An 8,689-nucleotide genomic window follows, 5' to 3' on the forward strand; every position below is an offset into this window, starting at 1 on the left:
CTCGAGCTTTCCGCGCATCTCGCGCGGCACCGAGCGAACGGTCGTCTCGAAGACCTCGTTGAGCCAGTCGTGCGCGACGAACTCCTCGTCGTCGCCCTGGCGCTCCATGCTCGCGCGATAGGTGTCGAGGTCGTTGAGGAGCCGGCGGGCCTGGTTCTCCTCGACGTCGAGGCCGGTCAGGCGCATGAGGCGGCGCGAGTGGTGCCCGGCCTCCACGACGCGGGGCTGGATGCGCACCGTCGTGCCGTCCACGTCCGTCGTGATGTCGAGCTCGCCGACGTCGAAGCCCATGGCGTTGAGACGCTCCATGCGCGCCGTGACCCGCCACCGGTCGCCCGCCCCGAAGGACTCGGCGCCCGTGAGGGCGGCCCAGAGCTCCTCGTAGCGCTCGACGAGGCGGGCGCCGACGGCCACCGTGTCGACCCCGCTCTCCAGGAGGTCACCTGCCTCGAGGTCCATGAGCTCGCCGATGATGTTGACCCGGGCGATCTCGAGGTCGTAGCCGCGCTGACCGTCGGTGAGCTTGGCGTGCAGGTCGCCCGTCTCCGCGTCGACGAGGTACGCGGCGAACGCCTCGGCGTCGCGCCGGAAGAGCGTGTTCGACAAGGAGACGTCGCCCCAGTAGAAGCCCGAGAGGTGCAGCCGCACCAGGAGGACGGCGAGGGCGTCGATGAGCCGCTCGGTCGTCCCCGGCTGGAGGGTCTGGCTGAACAGGGCGCGGTACGGAAGGGAGAACTGCAGGTGTCGCGTGATGAGCACGGCCTCGAGCCGGGAGCCGTCCGGTGCGCGGCGCCCGGTGATGACCCCGAGCGGCTCGACGCTCGGGACGTCGAGCCGGCGCAGCGCGCGGAGCAGCTCGTACTCGCGGTAGGCGACGGTCTCCCCGATCTCCTTGACGGCGATCACCTTGCCGGAGAGCCGGACGAAGCGGACGACGTGCCGCGAGATCCCGCGGGGGAGCGCGGCGAGGACCTCGGCCGGCCACTCCTCGAGCGGCACGTCCCAGGGGAGGTCGAGGAGCGCCGGGTCCGGGGCGGCCGCGGTGATCTGCAGGGAGTCCGGCACTGGTGCTCCTTCGTGACGGAGGGCGGGGCGGCCGGAGCCGTCCCGCCCTCCTCGATCGAGATCGATCAGCTGCTGATCAGACCGTGATCCGCTGGCCGGAGCTCGCGGAGAAGGTGTGACGCTCGCCCGGGCGGATCGCGACCCACACCGTGTCACCCTTGCGCGGGGGAGTCCGCGGGTCGACGCGCACGATGACCTGCGCGTCGCCCGCGCCGGAGTGGATCTCCTTCGCGTCCTCGCCCGCACCGGAGATGCCGCCGTAGACGAACGCGTCCGAGCCGAGCTCCTCGACGAGGTCGACGGAGATCGGGAACGCACCGACCGTGGACTCGCTCACGACGTCGAGCGACTCCGGGCGGAAGCCGAGCGTGATGCGGCCCTTGTCCTCGGGCGTCAGGGCGGAGATGACCGTGCGCTCCAGCGGGATCGCCGTCTTGCCGAGGTGCGCGGCACCGTCGGAGACGTGGAAGGTCCCGATGTTCATCGCGGGCGAGCCGATGAAGCCGGCGACGAACACGTTCTGCGGGGTGTCGTACATGTCCCGCGGGGTGCCGACCTGCTGGAGGATGCCGTCCTTGAGCACGCAGATCCGGTCACCCATGGTCAGGGCCTCGGTCTGGTCGTGCGTGACGTAGACGGTCGTGACGCCGAGCCGGCGCTGGAGCGAGGCGATCTGCGTACGGGTCTGCACGCGGAGCTTGGCGTCCAGGTTCGACAGCGGCTCGTCCATGAGGAACACCTGCGGCTGGCGCACGATCGCGCGGCCCATCGCGACACGCTGACGCTGGCCACCGGAGAGGGCCTTCGGCTTGCGGTCGAGGTACTCGGTCAGGTCGAGGATCTTGGCTGCCTCCTCGACGCGCGAGCGGATCTCGGCCTTCGGGGTGCCGGCGATCTTCAGCGCGAAGCCCATGTTGTCCGCGACGGACATGTGCGGGTACAGCGCGTAGTTCTGGAAGACCATCGCGATGTCGCGGTCCTTGGGCTGCACGTCGGTGACGTCGCGGTCCCCGATGAGGATGCGACCGCCGTTGACGTCCTCCAGGCCGGCGAGCATGCGCAGCGAGGTCGACTTGCCGCAGCCGGAGGGGCCGACGAGGACGAGGAACTCGCCGTCCTCCACGTGCAGGTCGAGCGAGTCGACCGCGGGCCGCTCGGTGCCGGGGTACAGGCGGGTTGCCTTGTCGAAGGTGACAGTGGCCATGATGAGTAAATCCCTTCACCGGCAGGTACGTGCCGGACGATCCGTTGTGAATGGGAGGTGGTGTCGGCATCGACACCCGGATCCGTGGACTGGTGCCCAGGAACCGCGTGGGCCATCTTGCCACAAAGCTCCGGATCGTGGCCGGGATCCGCCGAGCGGATCTCGGCGGGGCACCGGACGGAACGCCCGGGCGAGGCGCGACGACCGCCGCCGCCTCGGAGCGCTCCCGCTCCGGTCAGCCTCCGTCGACCAGGTCCGCGAGGCGGGAGAGGAAGGCGGAGACCTGTGCGGTGTCCTTGACGCGGAAGCGTGCCGACGTCGCGCCGGGACCCACCCGGATGGTCACGTCGTCCTCCCCGAGGGTCGCGAAGGCCCGCTCGTCCGTGACGTCGTCACCGGCGTAGAGCAGGTAGCCGGCGCCGACCTGCGTGCGCAGGTCCGCCAGCGCCTCGCCCTTCGTGGCCGTCGAGACGGAGAGCTCGACGACGTCCTTGCCCTGCATCGTGTCGACGCCCTCACGGTCGCCGAGGCGGACGGCGTGCGCGACGAGGCGCTCGGTGTCCGCCGGGGTGGCCTGGCGGGTGTGCAGGACGATCGTGGTCGGCTTGTGCTCGACGCGCGCGGAGGTCCCGGCGACGGCCTGGTCGAGCGCGGCGGACAGCTCGGCGTGCAGGGCCTCGGCCTCCGGGGAGAGCAGGTGCTCGTCCCGCTGGAAGCCGCCGTCCCAGATCCCGCGCTCGGCGCCGTGGCTGCCGATGAGGATCGTGCCGTCGGGAACCTCGGTCCGCGCGAGCAGGTCGTTGAGCCCGCGGCCGGAGACGAGAGCCAGGCGGACTCCCGGGACCCGCCCCAGACGGTCGAGCGCACGCACCGAGTCGGGCGTGGTGCGGCTGTCGGCCGGGTTGTCGACGAGGGGCGCGAGGACACCGTCGAAGTCGAGGGCGATGAGCGCCGTGCCCCCGGCCTGGACACCGTCGGCGAGGCGCTGGAGCTCTGCGTCGAGCCGCGCGGTGAGGCGACGGTCGCGGCGGGCATGACTCTGCGGGTCGTCGAGGGCCTCGAGGAACCGCGAGGACCAGCGGCCGACGTCGTCGCTCAGGACGCGCCTGCGCAGGCGGCGCATCCTCGTACGCGTCTCCCGAGGGCTCATCGTCGCTGCGTGGGCGATGACGTCCTTCAGCCCGTCGATGTCGTGGGGGTTGACCAGCAGGGCCCCGCTCAGCTCGTCGGCCGCGCCGGTGAACTCGCTCAGGACGAGCGCACCCCTGTCGTTCACGCAGGTCGCGATGAACTCCTTGGCCACGAGGTTCATCCCGTCGCGCAGCGAGGTGACGAGCATGACGTCGGCCGCCAGGTACAGCGCCGCCATCTCCTCCGGGGGGTAGGAGTGGTGCAGGTAGTGGATGGCGGGAGAGCCGATCGCGCCGTGCTCGCCGTTGATCCGCGCGACCAGCACCTCCACCTCGTCGCGCAGGTGCTGGTAGGCGGTCACGTTCTCGCGGCTCGGGCTCGCGACCTGGACGAGCGTGGTGCCGGGGACGGTCAGGCGACCGTCCTCCAGGAGCTCGCCGAACGCCTTGATCCGGTGCCGGATGCCCTTGGAGTAGTCGAGGCGGTCGACGCCCAGCAGCAGCACCTCGGGCGAGCCGAGGTCGCGGCGGATCTGCGCGGCCCGTTCGCGGATCTCCGGGGTGCGGGCCAGGGTGTCGAACTTCGCGGAGTCGATCGAGATCGGGAAGGCGGCGGCGCGCACATGGCGCTCCTTCGTCCCGTCGGCTCCGGCCGGGATCGTCAGGACCTGGCCGCGCGTGGAGACGTCCGTCCACCTGCGCACGACCCGGATGAAGTTCCCGGCGTCACCTGCGCGCTGGAAACCGATGACGTCGGCGCCGAGCAGCCCCTCGACCACCTGACGTCGCCAGGGGAGCTGGGCGAAGAGCTCGAGCGGGGGGAAGGGGATGTGGTGGAAGTACCCGATCCGCAGATCGGGGCGCAGGGCGCGGAGCAGGGCGGGGACCAGCTGGAGCTGGTAGTCGTGCACCCAGACCGTCCCGCCCTCGTCCGCCTGCGAGGCCGCGTACTCGGCGAACCGGGCGTTGACGCGCCGGTACGCCTCCCACCAGTGCCGGTGGTACTCGGGGGCGCTGATCACGTCGTGGCTCAGCGGCCAGAGCGTGTCGTTGGAGAAGCCCTCGTAGTAGTCCGCGATCTCCTCCTGCGAGAGCGGGACCGGCACGAGGTGCTTGCCGTCGGCGTCGAAGGGCTCCGGTGCGTCCCCTGCCGAACCGGACCAGCCGACCCACGCCCCGTGCGTGGCCTGCATCACGGGTTCGAGGGCGCTCACGAGGCCGCCTGGCGACCGGCGCCACGACGTCGAGCCGTCCTCGGCGACCGTGAGGTCCACAGGAAGGCGGTTGGCGACGACGACGAGCGGATAGGTCACGGTGGCTCCTCCAGTGGTAGCAGCCCGAGGCTATCGGGTGCGCCGCAGCACGCGCGCGCCACGGCGTCGGGCGAGCCGTGCGCGGGTAGCGTGCCCGGCATGGAGCGGATGGGACTGGCACCGGGCACCGAGCTCGGCGGGTACCGCGTCCTCGCCCCCCTGGGCCAGGGCGGGATGGGTGCCGTCTACCGTGCGGTGGACGCCGACGGCGTCGGCGTCGCGCTCAAGCTCCTGCACCCGCACCTGGCCGACGGGGCCGCACGGGACCGCCTCGCCCGCGAGGTCGCGGCCCTGCAGAAGGTCCGGCACCGCGGCGTCGCCCGCGTGCTGGACGCCGAGCTGGACTCCTCGGAGGCCTTCGTCGTCACCGAGCTCGTCGAGGGGACGGACCTCGCGTCGAGCGTCGCGATCGACGGGCCTCTCGGTGGTACCAGGACCGACGAGCTGGCGGACCTCGCCGAGTCCCTCGCCGATGCGCTCGACGCGGTGCACGCGGCGGGCGTCCTGCACCGCGACCTCACGCCGGGCAACGTGATGGTCACGGCCGACGGGCCGGTGCTCATCGACTTCGGCATCGCGCAGGTGGTCGAGGACGGGAGGTTCACCACGGCGGGTCAGGTCGCGGGGACCCCTGGTTACCTGAGCCCCGAGCTCCTCGCCGGGGCCGAGCCCGGGCGGAGGGACGACTGGTGGGGCTGGGCGGCCGTGCTCGCCTTCGCTGCGACCGGTCGGCCACCCTTCGGCGTGCGGCCCCTCGCCGCGGTGCTGGCCCGGGTCAGCAGCGGTCGGCCCGACCTCGCGGGTCTCGAACCGAGGCTCGCCGAGGTCCTCGGCGGGGCGCTCGCGCCCGAGGCGGCCGACAGGACCGCTCCGCGCGACGTCGTCTCCGCCGTGCGGCGGATCGCCGAGGACGGCCCGGTCGACGATCGTGCGGAGGACCTGGACGACTCCACCGGCCCGACCCAGGTGCTGGGAGCCGGGGGGACCCGCGTGCTCGGCGTCGCGGGAGGGATCGGTTCCGGGAGTGTGGCGGGGGCCCCACCACCGCCACCGCCGGGGCCGCCCGCCCCGCCAGGAGGCGCGCCGTACCCGCCTGGGCCGGAGTGGACGGCCGTGACACAGGTCGTGCGGCCCGAGGCCGTCCCGCCGGGGGAGGCCGAGCGGGGGCAGCCCTCCCCGCAGCAGTACGCGGACCCCTACCCGCCGCAGTTCGCGGAGCCCTACCCGCCGCAGGACGAGGGTCAGGACGACCCGGGGGAGCTGCCCGCCCCGGCACCCCGTCGCGGGACCGTCCTGGCGCTCGGCGCCGCCGCGCTCGCCGCCGGGACCCTGTGGCCCGGCTACGCGCTGCTCGCGGTGGTGGTCCTCGCCGTCGTCGCCCGGAGCGTCGGCCTGGACGTCGACGCCCACCTCACCCGCCGGGCACGTCGGGGGCAGCGGCGCACCGACACCGCCCGCGCGGTCCTGCTCTGGCCCTGGTACCTCGTCCGCGGGGTGATCGGGGTGTTCCCTGCCGCGCTGGTCGCCGCCAGCGCCGCGCTGCTGGTCGGCGGCGTCGGCTGGTGGGTCCTGGGGTCCGATCGTCTCGTGCTGGTCCCGGCGGCGGCGGGCGAGGCAGGCGAGCTCGGCTCCAACGCGCCGTGGCTGACCTCTGCGCTGCTCGCCGTGACGGTCCTGGTCGCGGTGAGCACCGTGTGGTTCGGGCCGGCGTCGGCACGGACCCGTCGGGGCGCCCGCTGGGTCCTCGGGTCGATCGCGCCCGGCCCGGCCGGTGCCGCCGTGCTGGTCTTCCTCGGGCTGGCCGTCGCGGCGGTGCTCACCGCCGTCGTGCTCCAGGGGACGCCGATCGACTGGTGGCCGCTGACCGGGCCGCCGAGCCTGTGAGCCGGCCGTCCACCGTCCGGCGCAGTCCGTGATCGCCGACCTGTGACTCCGGGGGTGGCGGCCCGTACGCTGGTCCCCATGAGACGGCGCCCGGGACGTGCAGCGCCCGCTGCGCCGTTCGCGTTGCGGGTCCTCGGTCTCGCCGCCGTGCTCACGCTCGCGGTGTCGGTGGTCCCCGTCCTGGTCCGCAGCGGCTCGCTGCTCGTGCACCAGTGCGTCAGCGACGGTACGGCGGGCTGGCTCGGCCTTCGCCTCGCGTTGCTGCGGCCGGACGCGAACTGCCCGACCGGGACGCTCGCGGTGGGTCCCGACGGCGGTCAGGCCCTCGCGATCGTCGTCCTTGTCGCCGTCCCGGTGCTCGTCGCCCACCTGGTCGCGATGGCAGCGGGGCTCGGCCTCGCCCGCCACGCGCGACTGCTCGTCGGCGCCGTCCTGCGGCTGCTCGGCGGGCCGTTCCGCACTCGCCCCGCACCTGCCACGACCCTCGTCCGTCCGGTCCGGCTCCTCGCCCTGGTCCGCACCGTCCGCGCCCCGGGACCGGTCGACGTCCGGGTCCCGTTGCGACGGGGTCCCCCGCTCCGGTTCGCCTGACGTTCCCGCGCGCCCGGCGCGCCGTCCTGCCGAACCCTGGAGAGCCGCATGACCGAACCCTCGACCGATGCCCGACGGGGCGATCCCGTCTCTGCCACCGACCCTCCGCGCGGCCGCTGGCCCGCGGCCCAGCCCTGGGTCTCGACCGTCCTGCGGTTGGCTCTCGCCGTCATCCTGCTCTGGGCGGGCGGGGCGAAGGTCGGCGACCTGCCCGCCAGCGTGCGAGCGGTCCGTGCCTTCGAGATCCTCCCGGAGGTGCTCGCCAAGCCGGTGGGCTACGGGCTTCCCGTGCTGGAGGTCGCCCTGGGGCTGCTGCTCCTCGGCGGACTGCTCACGCGGTACGCCGCACTGCTCAGCGCGCTGCTGATGGCCGGCTTCGTCGTCGGCATCGTGGCGGCATGGGCCCGCGGGCTCTCCATCGACTGCGGCTGCTTCGGCGGCGGCGGCCCGACGGACCCCGCCAACACGCAGTACCCGCTGGAGATCGCCCGAGACCTGGCGATCCTCGCCGGAGCTCTCGTGCTCGCCCGGTGGCCCCGAACCCGATACTCGCTCGACACCTCCCTCGGCCTCGTCGCGCCGAGCGCGCAGGCCTGAACCGGAAGGACCCTCATGTCCCCCTCTGACCGTCCCACCAAGAACGACCGCCGCGAGGAGGCCCGCGCCGCGGCAGCCGCCCTGCGGGAGAAGCAGGCGAAGGCCCAGGCACGTCAGCGCACGATCGCCATCGCGGCCCTGGTGGCCGGGCTCGTCGTCGTCGGCGTGCTCGTCGCCGTCATCCTCAACCAGGGCAAGACCTCTGCCGGCGCCCAGGTGACCCCCGAGGTCTCCAGCGCCCGCGGTGGCGTGGTGTTCGACGAGTCCGGTGTGGTCATCCCCCCGGCCGACCAGGACACCACCGGCGACGACGGCTCGACGACGGCCTGGCCCGTCAACTCGGGTGACACGCCCGTCGTCAGCGTCTACTTCGACTTCATGTGCCCCTACTGCGGCCAGTTCGAGACGGCCGTCGGCCCGACGCTCGACGAGCTCGCCGCCTCCGGGGAGATCCTGCTCGACTCGCACCCCGTCTCGATCCTGGACCGGTTCTCGGCGGGCACCGGCTTCTCGACCCGCTCGGCCGCGGCCGCGTGGGCGGTCGCGGAGGGCTCTCCCGAGCACTACACGGCCTTCGTCGAGGCGATGATGGCCCAGCAGCCGGCGGAGAACACGGCAGGGCTCTCCGACGAGGAGATCGCCGCGATCGCGACCGGGGTGGGCGTCCCGCAGGAGGTGGCCGACGGCCTCGCCGACGGCACCTTCACCTGGTGGGCGACCCAGGCCACCGACCTCGCCTCGCAGGACCTGGGGAGCCTCGCCACCCCGACCGTCCTGATCGACGGGGTCAAGCTCGACCCGAGCACGACGAACTACTTCGACCCCGAGACGCTCAAGGCCGCGATCGCGGCTGCGCAGGGCTGATCTCCGCGGACGGCGGCGCCCCCGGCCACGAGCCCGGGGGC

7 protein-coding genes are annotated in these 8,689 nt (G+C 73.3%); 4 read left to right on the forward strand and 3 right to left on the reverse strand.

What is annotated here, in order from left to right:
• The 3 genes from ABWK99_RS10380 to ABWK99_RS10390 form a co-directional block, all read right to left on the reverse strand.
• The coding region (locus ABWK99_RS10380) for a DUF4032 domain-containing protein (protein ID WP_372594630.1) at positions 1–1,065 on the reverse strand (1,065 nt) is incomplete at its 3' end.
• 76 nt (positions 1,066–1,141) lie between these two features.
• A complete protein-coding gene (locus tag ABWK99_RS10385; protein WP_372594631.1) occupies positions 1,142–2,269 on the reverse strand; it encodes an ABC transporter ATP-binding protein in 1,128 nt (375 codons plus the stop codon).
• A 235-nt stretch (positions 2,270–2,504) separates the two neighbouring features.
• Positions 2,505–4,712, reverse strand: coding sequence for a bifunctional alpha,alpha-trehalose-phosphate synthase (UDP-forming)/trehalose-phosphatase (locus tag ABWK99_RS10390; protein ID WP_372594632.1), 2,208 nt, complete (start codon positions 4,710–4,712; stop codon positions 2,505–2,507).
• A gap of 99 nt (positions 4,713–4,811) precedes the next feature.
• Here ABWK99_RS10390 and ABWK99_RS10395 point away from each other — a divergent pair, with 99 nt between their 5' ends.
• From ABWK99_RS10395 to ABWK99_RS10410, 4 genes are all read left to right on the forward strand, one after another.
• The gene (locus ABWK99_RS10395) at positions 4,812–6,596 is read left to right on the forward strand and encodes a serine/threonine-protein kinase (RefSeq protein ID WP_372594633.1); all 1,785 of its coding nucleotides are present in this window, start codon (positions 4,812–4,814) and stop codon (positions 6,594–6,596) included.
• 78 nt (positions 6,597–6,674) lie between these two features.
• Positions 6,675–7,187, forward strand: a complete 513-nt coding sequence (locus ABWK99_RS10400; protein WP_372594634.1) for a hypothetical protein — start codon at positions 6,675–6,677, stop codon at positions 7,185–7,187.
• A gap of 48 nt (positions 7,188–7,235) precedes the next feature.
• Positions 7,236–7,784 (forward strand): MauE/DoxX family redox-associated membrane protein, encoded by a 549-nt coding sequence (locus tag ABWK99_RS10405; RefSeq protein WP_372594635.1) that lies wholly within the window; start codon positions 7,236–7,238, stop codon positions 7,782–7,784.
• 15 nt (positions 7,785–7,799) lie between these two features.
• Complete coding sequence (locus tag ABWK99_RS10410; protein WP_372594636.1) at positions 7,800–8,648, forward strand: DsbA family protein; 849 nt, start codon at positions 7,800–7,802, stop codon at positions 8,646–8,648.
• Positions 8,649–8,689: the final 41 nt, after the last annotated feature.

This window comes from Actinotalea sp., from assembly GCF_041597215.1.
Taxonomy (GTDB): domain Bacteria; phylum Actinomycetota; class Actinomycetes; order Actinomycetales; family Cellulomonadaceae; genus Actinotalea.